At 70.6% G+C, this 18,110-nt stretch carries 18 protein-coding genes and 1 pseudogene; 11 read left to right on the forward strand and 8 right to left on the reverse strand.

Going from position 1 to position 18,110, the window contains the following annotated elements; translation table 11 throughout:
* Window positions 1-114: 114 nt before the first annotated feature.
* From E0L36_RS02055 to E0L36_RS02075, 5 genes are all read right to left on the reverse strand, one after another.
* Window positions 115-927, reverse strand: coding sequence for an ABC transporter ATP-binding protein (locus E0L36_RS02055; RefSeq protein ID WP_180927130.1), 813 nt, complete (start codon window positions 925-927; stop codon window positions 115-117).
* Window positions 924-1,604 carry a FadR/GntR family transcriptional regulator gene (locus tag E0L36_RS02060; RefSeq protein ID WP_180927131.1) on the reverse strand — a complete coding sequence of 227 codons (681 nt, stop codon included), beginning with the start codon at window positions 1,602-1,604 and terminating at the stop codon, window positions 924-926. The genes E0L36_RS02055 and E0L36_RS02060 overlap by 4 nt, the downstream gene beginning before the upstream one ends.
* 232 nt (window positions 1,605-1,836) lie before the next feature.
* Window positions 1,837-2,184: a hypothetical protein gene (locus E0L36_RS02065; RefSeq protein ID WP_180927132.1), complete on the reverse strand. Its 348-nt coding sequence runs from the start codon at window positions 2,182-2,184 to the stop codon at window positions 1,837-1,839.
* A gap of 28 nt (window positions 2,185-2,212) precedes the next feature.
* On the reverse strand, window positions 2,213-2,551 hold the full coding sequence (locus tag E0L36_RS02070; protein ID WP_180927133.1) for a hypothetical protein: 339 nt from the start codon (window positions 2,549-2,551) through the stop codon (window positions 2,213-2,215).
* Window positions 2,552-2,830: 279 nt separating this feature from the next.
* The gene (locus tag E0L36_RS02075; RefSeq protein WP_180927134.1) at window positions 2,831-3,463 is read right to left on the reverse strand and encodes a TetR/AcrR family transcriptional regulator; all 633 of its coding nucleotides are present in this window, start codon (window positions 3,461-3,463) and stop codon (window positions 2,831-2,833) included.
* A 107-nt stretch (window positions 3,464-3,570) separates the two neighbouring features.
* Here E0L36_RS02075 and E0L36_RS02080 point away from each other — a divergent pair, with 107 nt between their 5' ends.
* A complete protein-coding gene (locus E0L36_RS02080) occupies window positions 3,571-4,539 on the forward strand; it encodes an ABC transporter permease (RefSeq protein WP_180927135.1) in 969 nt (322 codons plus the stop codon).
* A 180-nt stretch (window positions 4,540-4,719) separates the two neighbouring features.
* On the opposite strand, the gene E0L36_RS02085 is transcribed toward E0L36_RS02080, so the two are convergent.
* The gene (locus E0L36_RS02085) at window positions 4,720-5,613 is read right to left on the reverse strand and encodes a methyltransferase domain-containing protein (RefSeq protein ID WP_180927136.1); all 894 of its coding nucleotides are present in this window, start codon (window positions 5,611-5,613) and stop codon (window positions 4,720-4,722) included.
* Window positions 5,614-5,653: 40 nt separating this feature from the next.
* Here E0L36_RS02085 and E0L36_RS02090 point away from each other — a divergent pair, with 40 nt between their 5' ends.
* On the forward strand, window positions 5,654-7,144 hold the full coding sequence (locus E0L36_RS02090; protein ID WP_180927137.1) for a PLP-dependent aminotransferase family protein: 1,491 nt from the start codon (window positions 5,654-5,656) through the stop codon (window positions 7,142-7,144).
* 209 nt (window positions 7,145-7,353) lie between these two features.
* Here the strand turns inward: E0L36_RS02090 and E0L36_RS02095 are convergent, their stop codons facing one another.
* A complete protein-coding gene (locus tag E0L36_RS02095) occupies window positions 7,354-8,214 on the reverse strand; it encodes an enoyl-CoA hydratase/isomerase family protein (RefSeq protein WP_180927138.1) in 861 nt (286 codons plus the stop codon).
* A gap of 105 nt (window positions 8,215-8,319) precedes the next feature.
* Here E0L36_RS02095 and E0L36_RS02100 point away from each other — a divergent pair, with 105 nt between their 5' ends.
* The 5 genes and pseudogenes from E0L36_RS02100 to E0L36_RS02120 all read left to right on the forward strand — a co-directional run.
* On the forward strand, window positions 8,320-8,868 hold the full coding sequence (locus tag E0L36_RS02100) for a TetR/AcrR family transcriptional regulator (RefSeq protein ID WP_180927139.1): 549 nt from the start codon (window positions 8,320-8,322) through the stop codon (window positions 8,866-8,868).
* Between the two features lie 202 nt (window positions 8,869-9,070).
* Entirely contained in the window at window positions 9,071-9,907 is an 837-nt protein-coding gene (locus E0L36_RS02105) for an alpha/beta fold hydrolase (protein WP_180927140.1), read from the forward strand.
* A gap of 79 nt (window positions 9,908-9,986) precedes the next feature.
* Complete coding sequence (locus E0L36_RS02110; RefSeq protein WP_180927141.1) at window positions 9,987-10,574, forward strand: TetR/AcrR family transcriptional regulator; 588 nt, start codon at window positions 9,987-9,989, stop codon at window positions 10,572-10,574.
* Window positions 10,575-10,714: 140 nt separating this feature from the next.
* Window positions 10,715-11,413 carry a type 1 glutamine amidotransferase domain-containing protein gene (locus E0L36_RS02115; protein ID WP_180927142.1) on the forward strand — a complete coding sequence of 233 codons (699 nt, stop codon included), beginning with the start codon at window positions 10,715-10,717 and terminating at the stop codon, window positions 11,411-11,413.
* A gap of 536 nt (window positions 11,414-11,949) precedes the next feature.
* Window positions 11,950-12,309, forward strand: a pseudogene (locus E0L36_RS02120) (amidase family protein); the annotation flags it as partial.
* Between the two features lie 313 nt (window positions 12,310-12,622).
* Here the strand turns inward: E0L36_RS02120 and E0L36_RS02125 are convergent.
* Complete coding sequence (locus E0L36_RS02125) at window positions 12,623-13,864, reverse strand: MFS transporter (RefSeq protein ID WP_308416597.1); 1,242 nt, start codon at window positions 13,862-13,864, stop codon at window positions 12,623-12,625.
* An 857-nt stretch (window positions 13,865-14,721) separates the two neighbouring features.
* On the opposite strand from E0L36_RS02125, the gene E0L36_RS02130 reads away from it, so the two are divergent.
* The 4 genes from E0L36_RS02130 (at window position 14,722) to E0L36_RS02145 (ending at window position 17,978) form a co-directional block, all read left to right on the forward strand.
* Window positions 14,722-14,832, forward strand: coding sequence for an integrase (locus E0L36_RS02130; RefSeq protein WP_180927144.1), 111 nt, complete (start codon window positions 14,722-14,724; stop codon window positions 14,830-14,832).
* A 419-nt stretch (window positions 14,833-15,251) separates the two neighbouring features.
* On the forward strand, window positions 15,252-16,631 hold the full coding sequence (locus E0L36_RS02135; protein ID WP_180927145.1) for a CoA transferase: 1,380 nt from the start codon (window positions 15,252-15,254) through the stop codon (window positions 16,629-16,631).
* 628 nt (window positions 16,632-17,259) lie between these two features.
* Window positions 17,260-17,658, forward strand: a complete 399-nt coding sequence (locus E0L36_RS02140; RefSeq protein WP_180927146.1) for an ATP-binding protein — start codon at window positions 17,260-17,262, stop codon at window positions 17,656-17,658.
* Window positions 17,659-17,711: 53 nt separating this feature from the next.
* Window positions 17,712-17,978, forward strand: a complete 267-nt coding sequence (locus E0L36_RS02145) for a WD40 repeat domain-containing protein (protein ID WP_308416694.1) — start codon at window positions 17,712-17,714, stop codon at window positions 17,976-17,978.
* Window positions 17,979-18,110 lie beyond the last annotated feature (132 nt).

Raw genomic sequence — 18,110 nt, forward strand, 5'->3', positions numbered from 1 at the left:
TCCCCTCGCCCTGCCCGCGACGTCCGAGCGGGTTGACCGGTGCCGCGCGGAGTCGGTGAAGGGTTTTTGAGGGTTTCCCGGGTGGGAATCCCGTGGCCGCCAGGAGTCAGTTCCCTAGGCGGCGGCGGGGTTTCGGGTGGCGCGGGCGTGCCAGCGTCCGTTCCGCCGTCCGATCCGGATCGGGTGGTCGAAGCTCTTGGTGACGAGTTCCGTGGTGAGCACGTCGGGAGCGGCGCCCGCGGCGACGGTCCGGCCCTGACGGATGAGCATGGCGTGGGTCGTCGTCTCGGGGAGCTCTTCGAGATGGTGGGTGACGAGCACCGTGGCGAGTTGCGGCTGCGTCCGGTGGAGCGCGTCGATGGTTTCGAGGAGTTGTTCCCGCGCGGCGACGTCCAGGCCCGTGGACGGCTCGTCGAGGAGCAGCAGCGGTGGGTCGGGCAGCAGCGCGCGGGCGATGAGCGTGCGGCCGCGCTCTCCCTGCGACATGGTCGGCCAGGTCGCGGCGCGCAGACCGCCGAGGCCGAGCGTGTCGATGAGGTGGTCGGCGCGGGCCGACAGTTCGGGCGTGGGTTCCCAGCGCGTCATCAGCTGGGTGGTGCCGGTCGCCCCGGTGAGTACGACCTCCCGTGCCGTCAGCGGTGAACGGAGCGGATGGCGTGGATTGACGTGCCCGATGGACTCGCGCAGTCGGCGGATCTCGACGCGGCCGAGTCGCTGCCCGAGGACGCGCACCGTGCCGCTGGTGGGGTGCCGCTCCGCTCCGCACAGGCTCAGGACCGTGCTCTTGCCCGCCCCGTTGGGGCCGATCAGCGCCCAGTGCTCGCCCGCCCGGATGGTGAGGTCGACGTCGGTGAGGATCGGCCGCGCGTCGCGGACGAGGCCGACGCCGTCCAGGCGGAGGACCTCGGGTGTCTCGGGCGCGGTCATGCGAGTCCTTCCTTCAGGGAGAGCAGGTGGGCGCGGCTGTGCGTCGCGGCGGCCGCGACGTCGCGGTCGGCGATCGCGTCCACCAGCTCGACGTGCGCCCGGTGGTCGGCGTCGCTGTCGAAGTGCCGCCGTACGCGCAGCATTTCGATCATGGCGATCCGCAGTCGCGGGGTGAAGCTGTCGAAGAGTTCGAGCAGGACGGGGTTGTGCGCGGCGGCGACGATGGCGCGGTGCAGGTCGGTGTCGGCGTCGACGTGGCCCTCGATCTCGGCCCGCCGCTCGGCCCGCCGCTCGGCGCGCACGGCGAGCGCGCGGCGCATCGCGCGGAGGTCGGCGGGGGCGCGCCGCGCGGCGGCGAGGGCCGCGGCCTCCGCCTCGATGGCGATCCGCGCCTCGATGACCGCGACGACGTCGGCTCGGCGCAGCACCGTCTCCCAGCCCTCGGGGACGTCGAGTGAGGTGACGAACACGCCGGAGCCCTGGCGCGAGGCCAGTACCCCACGGCCGGCCAGCTGCCGGATCGCCTCGCGCACGGTCGAGCGCCCGACCCCGAGTTGCGGGGCGAGCGTCGTCTCGCCCGGAAGCCGCTCGCCGAGCTTCCACTCGCCGGACGTGACGCGCTCCAGCAGCAGTTCGGCGGCCTGGTCCGCCAGCGGAGTCCGGATCACCCGCGCCATGTCCACCGTCCCTGATCGCTCAGCTTGTCTGAGGAGTGAGGAGAGTCTACCCGGTGCTCTCCGCCGGGTTCCTCCCCGCTCCACCGAGGTGGCGGCCCGACCAGACCGGCTCCCCGCCGTGGAGCCGGAGCCCGCGGCCCGCCGGGGGTCGGCGGGCCGCCGGGACAACGCGGGAACGCGGAACAACGCGGAACAACGCGGAACAACGCGGGACCGCGGGGGCCGCCGGGGACTACGTGGACTTCGTGGTGATCCCCGCGGAGAGGTACTGCGTCATCGGCGGGCAGAACACGGCCGACCACTCGCCGCCGGACACCCACTTGACCGCCTCGCGGTAGACGGTGCCGCCACCGTCCATCCGCGCGCAAGTGACGTTGGCCCGGTAGTGCCCGCCGTTGCTCTTGGCGCAGCGGGCGCGCGCGCCGTGCCGGTGCTTCTCGTACTCACAGCCCGTCGGCCAACCGGTGACCGTGGGCCCACCGGGGGACGTCGCGGTGGCCGCGACGGCCGTGCCGGGGAGTCCCAGGGCCGAGCCCGCCAGCACGCCGCCGGCGAGCAGTACCGACCAGTGCTTCCTCATCCGTGTGCCTCCTTCTCCGGCCGACGTGTCACGTCATGTCCCGGGCGGTCGTCTCGATCCCCGCGGTCTTGACCCGGGTCGCTCCTCCGCAGTACGCCTTGGAGTCCCCGGTCTGCCTCCAGTCGCCCACGAACGTCTTGACCTTCCCGGTGTCCGGGTCCTTGCAGTCCGCGTGTGCCCGATACGAACCACCGTTGTGGTGGGTGCAGGTGGCGAGGGTCATCGTGCTCGTGTGCTTGGCGTACGCGCATCCGGTGGGCCATGCCGTGGGCCCGGCGCTGGCGGCTGACGCGCTGGCTGGCGCCGTCAGCAGCGCGGCGCCCGTCAGCGCGGCGCCCGCCAGGAGCAGCCTGGGTGTCCTACGCACGGGTGTCACCCCTTCCTCTCGAAAAGACTCGTGTCCGGTGACTGGTCGCTCACCGAAGCGGTCCGGTCCGGACCGCGTCACCGCGGCCACGGGCCAGCCCCGACCGCGCCCCCGGCGCGGCACGTCAGCTGTGCTGACCGCTGTCCCGAGGGGCGCCCGGCACTGACCTGCCGGTCCCGGCTCCGGCACCTCCTTGACGGCGCGGCCCGCCAGGATGTGACAGTCCCCCGCCCGGACTTCAGCGGAAGGTGGGGTTTCCGGCCGGGGAACCCGGGCCTCTCACGGGTCCTGGCGGTCGCTGTTCGCCGTCATCAGGGCGCGCAACCCGTCGCGCAGCATCTCGCTGCTGGCGTCGCGGAGCAGGGCCTGCTGCACGATGTATCCCTGCACCAGGGCCATCAGGGTGCGTACGACGTGGTCGGTCGGGACCCCGGCGGGTAGTTGGCCCGCGTCCTGGTAGGCCCGGACCAGTTCGCTCCACGCCGCGCGCATGTCCTCGTACCCCTGCCGGAGGGTCATGGCGAGCGGCTCGCTGCGCAGGCACTCCCCCCACACCTGAAGGATCAGCTCGGCGAAGGCGCCGGTGCTTCCGGCGCCCGCCCGCCGCGCCTGGTCCGCCAGCACATGGCTGAACACCCGGCTCAGCACCTCGTCCAGCGGCAGTACCGGGGTCTCCTGGGTGGCGCTGGCGAAGGCGTCGCGCATCGAGGAGAACGCCTCGGCGGCCACCGCCTGGATCAGCTCCTCCTTGCTGCCGAAGTAGCGGTAGACGGCGCCGGAGGACAGCTCGGTCTCCCTGAAGACGTCCTGCATGGACGTGGCGTGGAAGCCGTTGCGGGTGAAACAGCGGCGGGCGCCCGCGATGATCTGTTGCCGCCGGGCGTCGAGGTGCGCTTGGGAGACACGTGCCATGGCGCCCACGCTAAAACGAACGTTCATTCTTGACAAGCGGCTCCGGCCCGTCTCAGAGTGGGGCACCGTAAAACGAACGGTCCTTCTCTGATGGAGCGAGGCAGTCCATGTCACACGGACGCAGCGTGATCGCCGTCGTCGTTCTGATTCCCGCCGTGATCGCGTTCGCCATGTGGGCGTTCCTGTGGCCCAACGCCCGACTCGAACCACGCGATCTGCCGCTCGGCGTCGCCGGGCCCGCCCAGGCCACCGCACCGGTCACGGCGGAGTTAGAACGCCGGGACGGCGCCTTCGAGATACACACCTACGCCGACGAGGCCGCCGCCCGCACCGCCATCGAGGAGCGCGAGGTCTACGGCGCCGTCGTGGTCACCCAGAAGGGCCCCCGGCTGCTGACCGCCTCCGCCGCCAGCCCGGCCGTCGCGGAGCTGCTCACCGACGCCGTCGGCGAACGGGGTGACCGCCCCATGCCCACGAAGGACGTCGTCCCGCTGCCCGACGAGGACCCGCGCGGCACCGCGCTCAACTCCAGCGTGCTGCCCATGTCGTTGGCGGGCATCGCCATGGGCGCCGCCGTCACCGGACTCGGCCTGCGGGGCACCCGCGCCGCCACCGCGGTCCTCGGCGCCGCCACCGCGGTCGGGCTCGTCGCCGCCGGTATCGCGCACAGCTGGCTGGGCGCCCTGGCCGGTGACTGGTGGGCCGAGGCCGGTTCCTTCGCCCTCGTCGCCCTGGCTGGCGGCGCGACGGTGGCCGGTCTGGCGGCGCTGCTCGGCGCGGGCGGAATCGGCCTGGGCGCGCTGCTGGTGATGCTGCTCGGCAACCCGTTCTCCGGCGTCGCCTCCGCCCCGGAACTCCTGCCCGAACCGGCGGCCGCCCTCGGCCAGTGGCTGCCACCCGGCGCCGGTGGCCAACTGCTCCGCTCGGTCGCCTACTTCGACGGCAGCGCCGTCGGCGGACCGCTGGTCACCCTCGGGGTCTGGAGCCTGCTGGGGCTCGCCCTGATCTCGTTCGGTCCCCTGGTCAAGCGCCGCACCGCCACCCCCGGGCCGCCGCTCGCGGCAAGCGCCACCTGAGCCGCCCGGCCCGCGCGCGCTCCCGCGTCACCCCGGCCCCGCGCCCCGACCTGGGGAGCGGTACCGGTCAGCGAGCCGCCGCGGCGATCGGGGAGAGCCGGTCCAGCCAGCCGACGGCGGGACCGCCAGCGGCGGGACAGCGGGACCCCGCCGTCGGAACGCGCGCACGGTGGCGGCGGGTCAGCCCTTCGGTGTCCCCGGCGGGACGGGCGGCCGTTCACGGCGCCGGGACGCGGCCGGACCCACGGGTGGGTTCACCGCGACGGCTCTGAGGAACGTGTACTGGAAGACGCCCTCACGGGCGGTCCGACGCAGGTCCGCGACCCCCCGCTCCCAGTCGGCAGCACTGATCAGGTCGGCGGCCAGCGCGTCGTCCCGAACGGATTCGACCATGGCGATGAAGGTGTTGCGGGTGAAGCCCTCGACCCAGGCGGGCCGGGTCTGGTCGGCGTAGACCGTGCGCGGACGGACCTCGACGCCCTCGTATCCGGCGCCCGCCAGCAACGGCTGTAGCCGCCGCCCCAACAGCGCGTCGCCGCCAGCCGCCGCCTGGAGACGGACCTGGCAGTCGATCACCGCCCGGGCGTACGCGCTGTCGGGGTGGAAGACCACCGATCCGTGGTCTCCCTCGATCACCGTGACGGTGCCCCCGGGGCGCAGCACGTGCCGCAGTCCGGCCAGCGCCCGCCGGGGATCCGGCAGGTGTTCCAGGACGAAGCAGACGAAGACGTGGTCGAACTCCGCGGCGGCGAAGGGGAGATCGAACACGTCGGCGAGGTGCCACTCCACCCGCGCCCCGGGCACCACGTCGGCGACGTGGGCGCGAGCCCGCGCGAGGGACTCCCCGGACCGGTCGACCGCGACGATGTGCGCCCCGGGACTGGAACGGAGCAGGTGGACCGTCTGGGCGCCGATCCCGCAGCCGATCTCCAGCACCCGGCTGCCCGCGGGGAAGGCCGTGCCGTCGTGCAGCAGTCGCGCCAGCGTGTCCGCCTGGTCGCCCAGCCGACGGCCCTCACGCGGTGAGTATCCGTGCACGTAGGCGGCGTCCGGGCCGGGAGGGGAAGGTGTCATGGCGGTGTCCATGGGCCCACCCTGCTGCCACTATGGCCCGATGGAAAGATCCAATGAGGGCCCTCCTCACCAGTCCATAAGAGCCGGGTCCGACTTCCTCCACCTCGCCATCGACGAAGCCCCGAGCGGCCGGAAGTCCGAGTGGCTGACCCAGCGGATCCGGCTGGCGCTGGCGGACGGGCGCCTGCCGGTGGGAAGCAGACTGCCGGCCACCCGCGTCCTCGCCAGCGACCTGGGCGTATCGCGCGGCGTGGTCACCGAGGCATACCAGCGCCTCATCGAGGACGGACACCTCGCCGGACGGGGACGCGGCGGAACGGTCGTCGTCGGCGCCCCCCTGACGACGGCCGCCACCACACCTTCCACGCCCCCTCCTCCGCCGTCACCCCCCTCGGTGTTCGCCGCCGCGCCCCACGCGGACGTCTTCGACGTCCTCCGTACGGCCCCAGCACGGATCGACCTCTCCCCGGGGCTCCCCGATCTCGCCGCGTTCCCCCGCGCGGCGTGGCTGCGCGCCGAACGCCGCGTCCTGGATCGCCTCGCGGCGTCCGACCTCGGCTACGGAGACCCACGCGGCACACCGGCGCTCCGCGCGGCCGTCGCGAACTGGATCGCCCGCAACCGCGGCATCCGGGCGGACCCCGACGAGGTCCTCGTCGTCGCCGGTACCGCCCAGACGCTCACCCTCGTGGGGCGGGTGCTGCGCGGGGACGGCGTCTCCGCCGTGGCGATGGAGGACCCCGGCTCCCTCGGCGCCCGCCAGCACCTGCGCGCCTGCCAGGTAAACACCCCACCCGTCGCGGTCGACTCGGAAGGGGTACGTGTCGACGAACTGCGCGCCACGGGTGCGGCGGCCGTCCTCCTGACACCAGCCCACCAGTTCCCCACGGGAGTCGTCCTGCGCGGTGGCCGACGCGGCGAACTGACGCGCTGGGCCCGCGAGAGCGGCGGACTGGTCATCGAGGACGACTACGACGCCGAGCACCGCTACGACCGGGCGCCCGTGCCCGCCCTGCGGTCCGTGCTCACCGAGAACGTCTTCTACGCCGGGAGCGTGTCAAAGCTCCTCGCCCCGGCCCTGCGCGTCGGGTGGCTCCTCGCCCCGCCCCGGTACCGCGACGCCCTCGTGGACGCCAAGCGGTTCGCCGACCTCGGCAACGCCGCCCTGCCACAACTCGTCCTGGCCCAGTTCATGGAATCCGGCGCGATGGAACGTCAACTCCGCCACCTGCGCGGACACCACCGCCGTCGCCGGGACGTCATGGTCGAAGCCGTCGGCACCCACCTGCCGGGCGCGATCGTGCACGGCACCGCGGCGGGTCTGCACCTGACCGTCACCTTCGAGGCCGGGTTCGCCGACACGGACGTCGCGGCCGCGGCGCTCGCCCGCGGCGTGAAGGTGCACCCCCTGTCCTGGCACTGCCAGCGCCCCCGCCAGCCCGGACTGGTCCTGGGGTACGCCGCGAGCTCCCCGGCCGACATCAGCGAGGGAGTAGCGACGCTCGGCGACGTACTGCGACAGCTCCCCTGACGGTCACCCCCCACCCCGTACGCCCCACGCCCCCGAACCCGGGCGAACTCGGCGGGAGAACCCGGTGGCTCACCGCGCCCCGGGGCAGAGCACCCTCCCGCTGCCAACGCTGCCAACACCTCCTGGTGGTCGGCGGTTTCGATGCCGCGCGCCCCGGGCGGCGGAACGGCATGGCGCGCTGACTGGCTGGCGGGCGGTGTCGCCGGAGTTCAGGAGCGGTGGGACCAGGGGATGGATTCGAGCAGCCGCTCCAGCCGCAGTTCGCCCTCGCGCGTCTGCCCGCCGTGGTCCATCAGTACGCGGAGCCGGTGCACGATGTCGTCCGGGGAGGGGTAGACCTTCGCGTGGGCGGCCGCCTCCTCGGTCAAGTCCGGGACGGGTCCGCTCGCCTCGGCGGCGTCCAGCGCCTCCTTCGCCGCGGCGGCGACCCCCTCGGGCAGGCCGGCGATCCGGCGGGCGAGAGCGTCAACGAACGCGTCGAGGTGCTCGTCGGGTATCGCGCGGTTGATCCACCCGTAGCGCTCGGCCAGGAAGGCGTCGAACAGCTCGGCGCCCAGCACGATCTCCAGGGCGCGTGCCCGGCCGACCAGCCGGTTGAGGTACTGGGTGCCTCCCCCGCCGGGGAAGATGCCCATCAGCGACTCCGGCTGCGCCAGCCAGGTCCGGTCCGCGGCGGCGAAGCGCATGTCCGCGGCCATGGCCAGTTCGACGCCGCCCGCGCGGGCGTAGCCGCGCAGCTTCGCGATCGTCACCTGCGGCAGCGTGCGCAGTCGCTCGTTGAGCTGCTGGAGCGGGTTGAGGGCGGGGTCGGCGTCGGGATCGGCCAGGGCCATGAGGGTGCTCGGATCGAAGGACCACTCGAAGTCGGCGTGCGCGGAGAAGAACTCGGGGTTCGCCGACTGGAGGACGATCACGGCGACGCCGTCGTCGGACGCCACCTCGTCGGCGAACGCCCTGAGGTCACCGGCCAGTACGGCGTCGAGAGTGTTCACCGGCGGGTTGTCGAGGGTCACCCAGGCGATCCGGTTCTCCACGCGGACCAACAGGGACCGGTAACCGCTGTAGCTCATCGCTTGGCTCCTTCGGGCGGGCGCGGCACGCCTTCCGCACACGTTGTTTAGTGAGGATTACAGAAGTACGGTACCACCTTCTGTAGCGCGCGCTACAGTTTGCTTATGACGGGTAGACCCAGGACCTTCGACAAGGACGCGGTGCTCCGGATGGCGATGCGCGCGTTCTGGGAACGCGGTTACGACGGAGTGAGCGTCGCGCAGGTGTGCGCGGACGCGGGGATCGCCGCACCGAGCCTGTACGCGGCCTTCGGCGGCAAGGACGCGCTGTTCGAGAAGGCGTGCGCGCTCTACACCGCCCATCTGGACGAGGATCTGGAGCGTGACCTGTCGGCACCCACGGCGCGTGAGGCGATCGAGCGTCTGCTGCGGTCGTCGGCCGAGCACTTCACGGCGCCCGGACAGCCTCCCGGCTGCCTCGTCATGGGCGAACCGCGGCTCGCCGCGCGGCGCGAGCGGACGCGCGGCATGATCCAGGCGCGCCTGCGCCGGGCTGCCGCCGAGGGAGAACTCGCCTCCGCGGCCGAGGCCGACGGGGTCGCCGCGTTCGTCGACACCGTGCTGACCGGCATGGCCGCCCTGGCCCGTGACGGCGCGGACCGGCCCCGACTCCTGGACGTGGCCCGGCACGCCGCCCGGGCCTGGCCCACGTAACGCCTCTCCCGGGCCCGACCGGCCCGACCGGCCCGACCGGCCCGACCGGCCCAGGGTGTGGACGCCGGATCGTGCGGCGTCGCCCCCCGGTTGGCCCGTCGGCCGACACCGTGGGGGAGGGGTTGCCAGGCCGAGTAGACCGGTCGTATAGTCCTCGTGTCGGAGCACACCAGACTGCGAACTCCCCGAAGGAGAAGGCTTCATGGGCCGCATCAAGGTCGGCACGGAGAACAGCACCGATATCGAACTGCACTACGAGGACAAGGGGGCGGGGCAGCCGGTCGTCCTCATCCACGGCTACCCCCTGGACGGCAACTCCTGGGAGGGCCAGGTCCCGGCCCTGCTGGCCGCCGGCCACCGGGTGATCACCTACGACCGGCGCGGGTTCGGCAAGTCCGCCCAGCCCGCCACCGGTTACGACTACGACACGTTCGCCGCCGACCTGCACGCCGTCATGGAGACGCTCGACCTCCGTGACGCGGTCCTGGTGGGCTTCTCCATGGGCACCGGCGAGGTCGCCCGCTACCTGTCCACGTACGGCTCCGGCCGGGTCGCCAAGGCCGTGTTCCTCGCGTCGCTGGAGCCGTACCTGGCGATCACCGACGACAACCCCGACGGCGCCGCTCCGCTCTCCTTCTTCGAGGGCGTCTCCGACGCCGTGAGGAAGGATCGCTACGCCTTCTTCACCGGCTTCTACGCCGACTTCTTCAACCTCGACGAGAACCTGGGCGCCCGGGTCAGCGAGGAGGCCGTGCGCAACGCCTGGAACGTGGCGGCCGGCGCGGGCCCGATCGCCTCTGTCGCCGCCCCGCTGACGTGGCCCACCGACTTCCGGGCCGACATCCCCCGGATCGACGTGCCCGCCCTGATCGTGCACGGCACGGCCGACCGGACCCTGCCCGTCGAGGCCACCGGACGCCGCTTCGCCAAGGCCCTTCCCGCCGCCACGTACGTCGAGATCGCCGACGCCCCGCACGGGCTGCTCACCACCCACACTGCCGAGGTCAACGAGATCCTTCTGGGCTTCCTCGCCCGGTGACGCGGCCGGTGCCCCGCCGGGCCGGTCGACACACGGAGACCATTAGACGACTGGTCTAATCGACGGTAGGGTGATGCGGATGGCAGTCATTCAGGGCGACACCCGCAGCAGCATCCTCGACGCCGCACGGCGGATCATGGCCCGCAAGGGATTCTCCGCGGTGGGCATCAACGAGGTCCTCTCCGCCGCCGGAGTGCCGAAGGGCTCGTTCTACCACTTCTTCGGATCCAAGGAAGCATTCGGTGAGGCCCTGATACGGGCCTACTTCACCGAGTACCTGGCGGAGATGGACCGCGTCCTCGCCGAGCCCGGCCTGACCTCGGCCGAGCGGCTGATGAACTACTGGCGGGGCTGGCGTGAGGCGCAGAGCGTCGACGAGTGCCAGGGCAAGTGCCTGGTCGTGAAGCTCGCCGCGGAGGTCTCCGACCTGTCCGAGTCGATGCGGCTGGCCCTGAAGGAAGGCACCACCGCCGTCATCGACCGCCTGGAAGGGGCGATCGCGGCCGGGGTGAAGGACGGGTCGATCGCCGTCACCGACACCCCGCGCGACACCGCGCAGGCCCTGTACGACATGTGGCTCGGAGCGAGCGTCATGGTCAAGGTCCACCGCCACATTGGACTGCTGGACACCACGACGCGGATCACCCGCCAGCTCCTGCACCCGTAACACGCGGCACCCGTACTACCCGTGACCCCCGAAACACCGGAAGCCGACCCGGCTCCGCGCGGTCCGTTCGCGCCCAGCCGGGTCGGTGTTTCCTCCCGCCTCATCTGAGACGACCGGTCTGTCGGAACAGGGAGTTACCCATGAAGATCCTCATCGTCCTCACCTCGCACGACGAACTCGGTGGCACGGGACGCAAGACCGGCTTCTGGCTGGAGGAACTCGCCGCCCCCTACTACCGCTTCAAGGACGCCGGCGCCGACGTCGTCCTCGCCTCCCCCAAGGGCGGCAGGCCACCGCTCGACCCCAAGAGCAACGAACCGGACTTCCAGACCGACGAGACCCGCCGTTTCGAGGCCGACCCCGAAGCCACGGCCGCCCTCACCCACACCGTCCGTCTCGACGCCGTCTCCGCCGACGACTTCGACACCGTCTTCTACGCCGGCGGCCACGGCCCCCTGTGGGACCTGGCCGAGGACCCCGACTCCGCCCGGCTCATCGAGACCGTCCTGCGCGGTGGCAAGCCCCTCGCCCTGGTCTGCCACGCCCCCGGGGTGCTGCGCCACACCACCAACCCCGACGGCACACCCCTCGTCCGGGGCCGGAAGGTCACCGGCTTCACCAACGGGGAGGAAGCCGCCGTCGGCCTGACCGACATCGTTCCCTTCCTCGTCGAGGACGAACTGAAGCACCTCGGCGCCGACTACTCCAAGGTCGGCGACTGGCAGCCGTACGTCATCACCGACGGCCCGCTCGTCACCGGCCAGAACCCCGCCTCCTCCGGCCCCGCCGCCGACACCCTCCTCGGCCTCCTCGCCAAGGCTGACGAGACCCGCGCCTAGCGAACACCGCGACAAGCACCGTCGGGCGCGACGAGCACCGTCAGGCACACAGCCGAGTGACCCGTGACCCCGCCGGACCGGGACGCCCCGCGCGGCCCGGCCCGGCGGGGCCGCCGCGGCTCCGGCCCCCACGGTGGACGCCCGCCTGGGAGGACCCGGACAAGGGCGAGCGGGTCCCGCGAGCGGGTCTTCCGCACCGTCCACTCCAGGCTGAACGGCTCGCTGGCCGCCGCGAGTTCGACCAAGCGCGACCGACGGATTCGGAACGCGGCCAGGGAGTACGGGAGTACGCCCAGCAGCGATGACAGAGAGGGCACGCGCGTACCTAACGGCATAGGGATTCCATCTCTCACCAGAATCGAGCCGTGACTTGTTGGAAGCGGTTCACTGTTCCGGTCCGGAATTGGTGTCCCTCATAAGGGCGGTGAGGACTGGACGTTGGTCACTTCGCGTCGCGGCCAGTTGACGATCCATTTCGCGAAGAACCTCAGCGCCGTCACATCGCCAGCCAGCCGCACATCCGCGGACCGAACGAGTCCACATTCGGTGCGCTGTCCATCGGCTCCGACCTCGCCGGTTCGTTGCGCACCCCCGCGCGTTTCTGCGGTATTCACGCGCACAAGCCGACACTCGGGCTGGCGGCGAGCCGCGGTATGGTGCCGCCGCCCGGACCAGCCCTGCCGATCGAGCACGACCTCGCTGTCGTCGGTCCGATGGCGCGCACCGCTCGCGACCTCACGCTCCCGCTCGACGTCATGACCGGACCTGACCCGCTGACGCTCGGTGTGGGGTACCACCTGACGCTGCCGCCCGCGCGCCACGAACGGCTCCGCGACTTCCGGGTTCTGGTCCTCGACGAGCATCCGCTCATTCCGACCGGGTCCGCCGTGGGTGCGCGGGCGTGGGCCGGGCTTCCAGGCGCCGAAGTAGGGCGTACTACCCGGGTGTCCGTCGACGGCGAGGTGGATCACGCTCAAGCAGCAGGTGGCCCCGGATTCCGTAGCGCAAGAGCTGGGCTGGGAGCGTGAGCGCCGCGAGGCCACCGCCGATGACGACGACGGAGGCCGTGTGCGGTAGCGCGGCGTTTGGGACAACGAGCGTGTCGGGGACCGCACCCTCCAACTCGTGGCCCCGGGGACTGTCAGGGATCTCTGGCGCGGGGAAGAAAATGCTGGGCACGTGAGCCTCCTTGGCGGAGGGGACGCGTGGTCAGGGCACGGGGGAGGGCTCGCCAGCGATCTTCTCGCGGGCAGAGCGGGCCACGAGCAGCGGCACGGCGCAGGCCAGGCCCATGATGCCGAGGACGACGGCCGTGGTCCGGGCACCCAGCCAGACCAGAACGGCGCCGCCGGACAGTACGGCCACGGCACGCACGGCTGCATTGACGAGCCCTGTCGCCGCGGTGAGCCGGCCGAGTAGCGCGGTGGGTGTGAAGACCTGGCGCACGGAGCCAGCGGTGATGAAGGCGAAGGCGGAACAGGCGTCCATGCACAGCACCGCGAGAAAGGCGCTGACGAAACCGTCCGCCGTGGCTAGCCACAAGAAGGTGGCTCCGAGCCCGAACAACGATCCACCGAGCAGCGGCCCCCAGGGCAGGTGCTCAACGAACCGTGTAACCACCAGCGTCACGAGCAGCCCTCCCACTCCCGCCGCGGACAGGACCAAACCGGTCCGGAAGGACCCGAGTTGCAGCATCTGAACACACAGCGTGACGACGACGAGGGCTGCGGTCGCCGCGGTCAGGTGCGTGTAGAGACAGGCCAGCTGAAGAAGCCGCTGCAAGCGTTCCGAGATGAGTAGTCGGAAGCCGGCGAGCACGTCAAAGCGGTTCGGCGCCGCCACTGTCCGCTCCTCGCCATCGGTGTTGGCCTCATCGCCACGGGGCACGCCTGTGGCGGGCAGCCGGGCCAGCAGCGCTGCGGAGACGCCGAAGGAGCCCGCGTTCACCGCTATGGCCACAGGGTGCGGAAACCGGGCCACGAGCAGCCCGGCGAGCGCCGGTCCAGTGAGAGTCGCGGCCGCGTCGCCCGCCTCCAGAGCCGTGTTGGCCCGCATGATCCGAGTCGAGGGGACGAGGGCGGGAAGGTAGGCGTGCGAGGACACGGAGAACAGGACATCGCCGCAGCCCATGAGAAACGTGATGCCGACGAGCAGCGTGACTGACGGCTCGGGCGTGAGCAACGCGAACGCGAGTCCGCCCCCCAGGATCGCTCGCCACACGTCCGCGGTGATCATGAGTCGGCGGCGTTCCCGGGTATCAACGAGGTGGCCAACGGGGAGGGAGAACAGCAGGGCAGGAAGAGTGTTGGAGGCAGTGACCATGCCTGCGACCAGCGGGCTGTCGGTGACCAGCAGCAGGATCATCGGCAATGCCGTCTCGGCGGCGCGGTCACCGAGCATGGAGATCGTACGAGCGGCGATGAAGCGGCGGAGGCCAGCGGTCCTCATCATGTCCTCAGTCAGTTCTTCGGGGACGAAGCAGGCCCCAAAGAGCAGTCACTGTCCAGCCCTTGAGGACGTCACCGGGATGTGCGGCTTGGGAACGGGACGCGTTGGCATCCCGTTCTCGACCACGTCGCGGATCCGCGCGGCGTACGGTACGCATCACCGCCCGGCCCTGACCGAATTCCGGCGGCGTCACAACCGTTATCCCGGTGATCAGCAACGCGACGCCCCCCCCAACCATCAACTCGCGGTCTGCCAACCCCTTCGCCAGCTCCTCCGCCACCTCCGGTACCGGACTGCCGAACTCCACTACCCCCGGCCCGCCCGCCGCGTAACGCCCCCGCCTCCTCGGTGCCCTCGCGAACATCGGAGCACTGTGCCCGAACGGCACCATCCCGTGCGGTCCTAGCCCCTCACGGTGCAACCGCTGACCCAGCTCCGGTGCGCCCCGGGCGAGCAGGCCATGGACCAACCCCCGCGCCCCGGAGCCAGAACCTCGGTCCAGGGCACCTCCTCGGCGGCAGTCGTCACAGCCACCCGTACCCGCATCTGTCCTCCGTCCGTACGACGTCCCTCCGCAACACCGACCAGGACGGCGCACACAGTAGGCGATAACACTGACAACAGGGCATGTACGCAGACCAGTTGACCCTTGGCTCCGCCTGGTCGGGCGTCGAGCGGCGGACTTCCCGGTGAAGAGGGAGAGCTTTCCCGCTGGCTGGGCAGGCAGGCTCTACGAGTCGTGAGGAAGCTGAATGGGTCGAGCCCGATTCCCCGCCCATGGCGGCCTGGGTGGACCCCGCGAGGGTCGAGGAAGTTCTCCGAGCTCTCGCCACGAGGTTGGACGGCGAGGCTGTTTCTCCGTGCCGAGCTTGCTCGCCACCTACGCCCGATCCGTCTCCGGGCAGCTCTCGGACCTGAAGAAACGGATCGAGGCGCGGGGAGATCTGCCCGGTAGCCCGATCGACGGCTGACCAAGATCGCGGCGAGGTCTCCGCGTATTCTCCGTGGCCACCCGCGGAAACCCGGTGACGGCCCGACGGTGCCGGACCGCCCCGCTGGTCACCGGGGGCTGGTCCGCCCCGTCCAGGGCTAGATCAACATTAGCCTGACCAGCAAAAAGACCCTCCCGTTGGGAGGGTCGGTGTAGGTGCCCCCGGCAGGCCCCACCGACAAGGGCTGGTCAAAAACCCCCGATGAACAGCGAAAACCCCCTCACGATCCGATTCTCCACCCACCTACCGAAGTCCCGAGCCGCGAAGTAGATCCCCGGCGGGCTATGAGAGAGGACCCGCAGTGCTGGCGCACGCCGCCGACCAATCGCGTGTGGCGAAGCGAGGAACGGCGGCCGGGACCCTTCCCGCACTATGGCACTTAGTGCCATAGTGCGGGTGTGGACTCTCCAATTTTCGCGGGTACGTCGCAGGCTTGGGCGGCACTGGGTGCCGATTCTTCTCTGCTCGACCGGGTGTCCTACGGCGGTCCGTCCGGAGGACTGCCAGCGCGGCTGCCCGTCATGGAGCTGGCGCGGGCCACTGTCGCGGTGTGCTCGCTCGCGGCCGCCGAGCTCACTTCCGTACGCACGGGGCGGCCCGTGCCCCGAGTGCGGGTCGACGACGAGTCGGTCTCGACGGCGTTTCTCAGCGACCGGCTGGTGCGGGTCGACGGGCGAGCGTGGTCGACCTTCGCGTCGCTGTCCCGGTTCTGGCGGGCGGCCGATGGATCGGTCCGTACGCACGCCAATTACCCGCACCATCGGGCCCGGTTGCTCACCGCTCTCGGGGTGCCGGAGGACGCTGGCGAGGAGGCGGTGGCCGGGGCAATCGCGGAGCGTACCGCGCTGGTGGTGGAGGAAACCGTGTACGCGGCGGGCGGTCTGGCCGTCGCGGCACGCAGTCCCGAGGAGTGGGCCAAGAGCGAGCAGGGGGTCCTGGTCACGGGGCAGCCGCTGCTGACGACAGCGCGCGTCGACGACGCCCCGAACCGGGTGCTCCGTGACGCCGCGCTGCCGTGCGCAGGGCTGCGCGTCCTGGATCTGACCCGGGTGCTCGCCGGACCGGTCGCTACGCGAACGCTGGCGCTGCTCGGGGCGGACGTGCTGCGGATCGACGCCCCACAGCTGCCGGAGAGTCAGGAAGCCCACAACGACACGGGGATGGGGAAACGCTCGACCACCCTGGACCTGGGTGACGCCACCGGCCGCCGGATCTTCGAGGAGCTGCTCGACGAGGCCCACGTGGTGGTTACCGGTTACCGGCCGGGCGCGCTGGACCGGTTCGGGCTGACGCCCGAGGCGCTCGGCGAGCGCCGTCCGGGTCTCGTGATCGCCCAGCTGTCCGCGTGGGGCTGTTACGGGCCGTGGCACGAGCGTCGCGGTTTCGACAGCCTGGTCCAAGTGGCCACCGGCATCGCCGAACTGGAGGGCTCGCCGGACGCGCTCGGCGCGCTGCCCGCCCAGGCGCTCGACCACGGCACCGGCTATCTGCTGGCGGCCGGGGTGCTGCGCGCGCTCACCGAGCAGCACCGCACGGGTGGCACCAGGCTGATCCGCCTGGCCCTGACGCAGACCGCGCACTGGCTGGTCCACGACCTGGCCCCCGCTCCGGGCGAGGATGACATCTTCGACGCCGGACGCTGGCTGACCGAGACCGACAGCCCCATGGGTCGGCTGCGGCATGCGCTGCCGCCGGTGTCGTACGAGGGAAGCCCGGTGAACTGGGCACGCCCGCCGGGCCTGTGGGGTACGGACGCAGCGGTCTGGGGCGGAGCCTGACGAGAACTTTAGGGGTGGTGCGCCCGTCAGGCCGATGCGTCCGCGCCCATGTCACGAACCGGGGAACGAACTCATCCAGCGTGGTGTCGGGCGTTCCGTAGACCTCCTGCACCCACCGCCACCGCAACTCGGCGACGGCAGGTAACTCATGGGGCTGGGCAGGGCGGCAAGCGATGTCATCCACGACTTCATCCTGACGCAGATTCATCAGCATGACGGCCACTTCGACCACTCCCGCACCACAAGGGCGGCAACCCAGGGCCCCGCTTCGTTAAATGACAAGTTGAGTGGATGTTTCAATTGTCATCTGTGTGTCGGAGTGATGCGGTGATGGGTGCTAATCGGGGATTTCTCTAACCTAATTGGTGGTGTGGGGTTCCGCTCGTCTAGGTCTTCTCGGTGTCGTCGTCTAGTTCATTTAGGCGATCACCGGGAGGTGTCAAATGTACTCCAGTGCCTTCGCGTTCTTCCTGGCCCTGGGCTTGTCGTTTTCGTACGTGCCGATTCGCACGTTCCTTTCCCCGGGATCCGGGCGTCACCGTCGTGGTGGTGGGCGTCACGCCGCGCGTTGGATGGCACGATGACGGGGGCGTGCCACGTCGGAGATAGTGTTCTGACCTACTGCTGGATGGACTGCACCACGCGCGTTGTGGGGGCCGTGCGCGAGGTTCTGAGCGGTGCTCTCCAGGGACTGGGATTTGATGAAGACGTGTGCGCGGACTCGGCGCTAACAGTCTCGGAGATCGTGGCAAACGCCGCCGAGCATGCTTGTGGCCCCTACAAACTCAGCCTGCGTCGTGTCGAAGAGACTTGGGTTTGCGAGGTGCATGATGGTGATCCGGTGATTCCACGGGCCGCCTTGCTGGTTCCGGGTAGTGGGGTGTCACTCGATGATACGGATGTGTCGCTACTTGAGGAGAGGGGAAGGGGTTTGCGGATTGTGCACACCCTCACTAATGGATCATGGGGGATCAGGTCTAAAGAGGGTGGGAAGTGTGTGTGGTTCTCGATTAACGCCAAGATGTGAGGTTCGGACAGACGCCAGATTGTGGTGAATCGGTATTGGTGTGCCAGTCGCGTGTGCGGAGCTGGTCGACGGAGAGACCGTTGAATTCTCGCATTAGAGTCTCGCGATACCAATCCGGTATCCATGAAGCAGTTCATGAACTCGCAAGCCGTGATCGTAAAGCTACTCTCACCGGCCATAAAGACGAGGTCTCGTCTGTGGTGTTCAGTCCGGATGGTAGGACCCTCGCCACCGGGAGCAGGGATAAGACGGCACGTCTGTGGAAGGCGAACGGAAACGCCCGGATTTCAGCAGCGCAAATTGATCAGAGTCGACAGTGAACAGTTTCCGGGCTGAGGTAAAGGGTGAAAGTTGGATAGTTACGCGTAGGGTGCATACCGTACCGTTCCGCCATCTTAACTGACAGTGGGGCGTGACTCGCCCTCGTGCCTCGAACCATTACGGTGAACCGT

It is taken from the genome of Streptomyces sp. AJS327 (genome assembly GCF_013450295.1).
In the GTDB taxonomy this organism is placed as follows: domain Bacteria; phylum Actinomycetota; class Actinomycetes; order Streptomycetales; family Streptomycetaceae; genus Streptomyces.

Coding starts and splice junctions, on each gene's coding strand:
- E0L36_RS02055 (WP_180927130.1), bottom strand. CDS start 927: ATGACCGCGCCCGAGACACCCGAGGTCCTCCGCCTGGACGGCGTCGGC.
- E0L36_RS02060 (WP_180927131.1), bottom strand. CDS start 1,604: ATGGCGCGGGTGATCCGGACTCCGCTGGCGGACCAGGCCGCCGAACTG.
- E0L36_RS02065 (WP_180927132.1), bottom strand. CDS start 2,184: ATGAGGAAGCACTGGTCGGTACTGCTCGCCGGCGGCGTGCTGGCGGGC.
- E0L36_RS02075 (WP_180927134.1), bottom strand. CDS start 3,463: ATGGCACGTGTCTCCCAAGCGCACCTCGACGCCCGGCGGCAACAGATC.
- E0L36_RS02080 (WP_180927135.1), top strand. CDS start 3,571: ATGTCACACGGACGCAGCGTGATCGCCGTCGTCGTTCTGATTCCCGCC.
- E0L36_RS02085 (WP_180927136.1), bottom strand. CDS start 5,613: ATGACACCTTCCCCTCCCGGCCCGGACGCCGCCTACGTGCACGGATAC.
- E0L36_RS02090 (WP_180927137.1), top strand. CDS start 5,654: ATGGAAAGATCCAATGAGGGCCCTCCTCACCAGTCCATAAGAGCCGGG.
- E0L36_RS02095 (WP_180927138.1), bottom strand. CDS start 8,214: ATGAGCTACAGCGGTTACCGGTCCCTGTTGGTCCGCGTGGAGAACCGG.
- E0L36_RS02100 (WP_180927139.1), top strand. CDS start 8,320: ATGACGGGTAGACCCAGGACCTTCGACAAGGACGCGGTGCTCCGGATG.
- E0L36_RS02105 (WP_180927140.1), top strand. CDS start 9,071: ATGGGCCGCATCAAGGTCGGCACGGAGAACAGCACCGATATCGAACTG.
- E0L36_RS02110 (WP_180927141.1), top strand. CDS start 9,987: ATGGCAGTCATTCAGGGCGACACCCGCAGCAGCATCCTCGACGCCGCA.
- E0L36_RS02115 (WP_180927142.1), top strand. CDS start 10,715: ATGAAGATCCTCATCGTCCTCACCTCGCACGACGAACTCGGTGGCACG.
- E0L36_RS02125 (WP_308416597.1), bottom strand. CDS start 13,864: ATGATGAGGACCGCTGGCCTCCGCCGCTTCATCGCCGCTCGTACGATC.
- E0L36_RS02140 (WP_180927146.1), top strand. CDS start 17,260: ATGGACTGCACCACGCGCGTTGTGGGGGCCGTGCGCGAGGTTCTGAGC.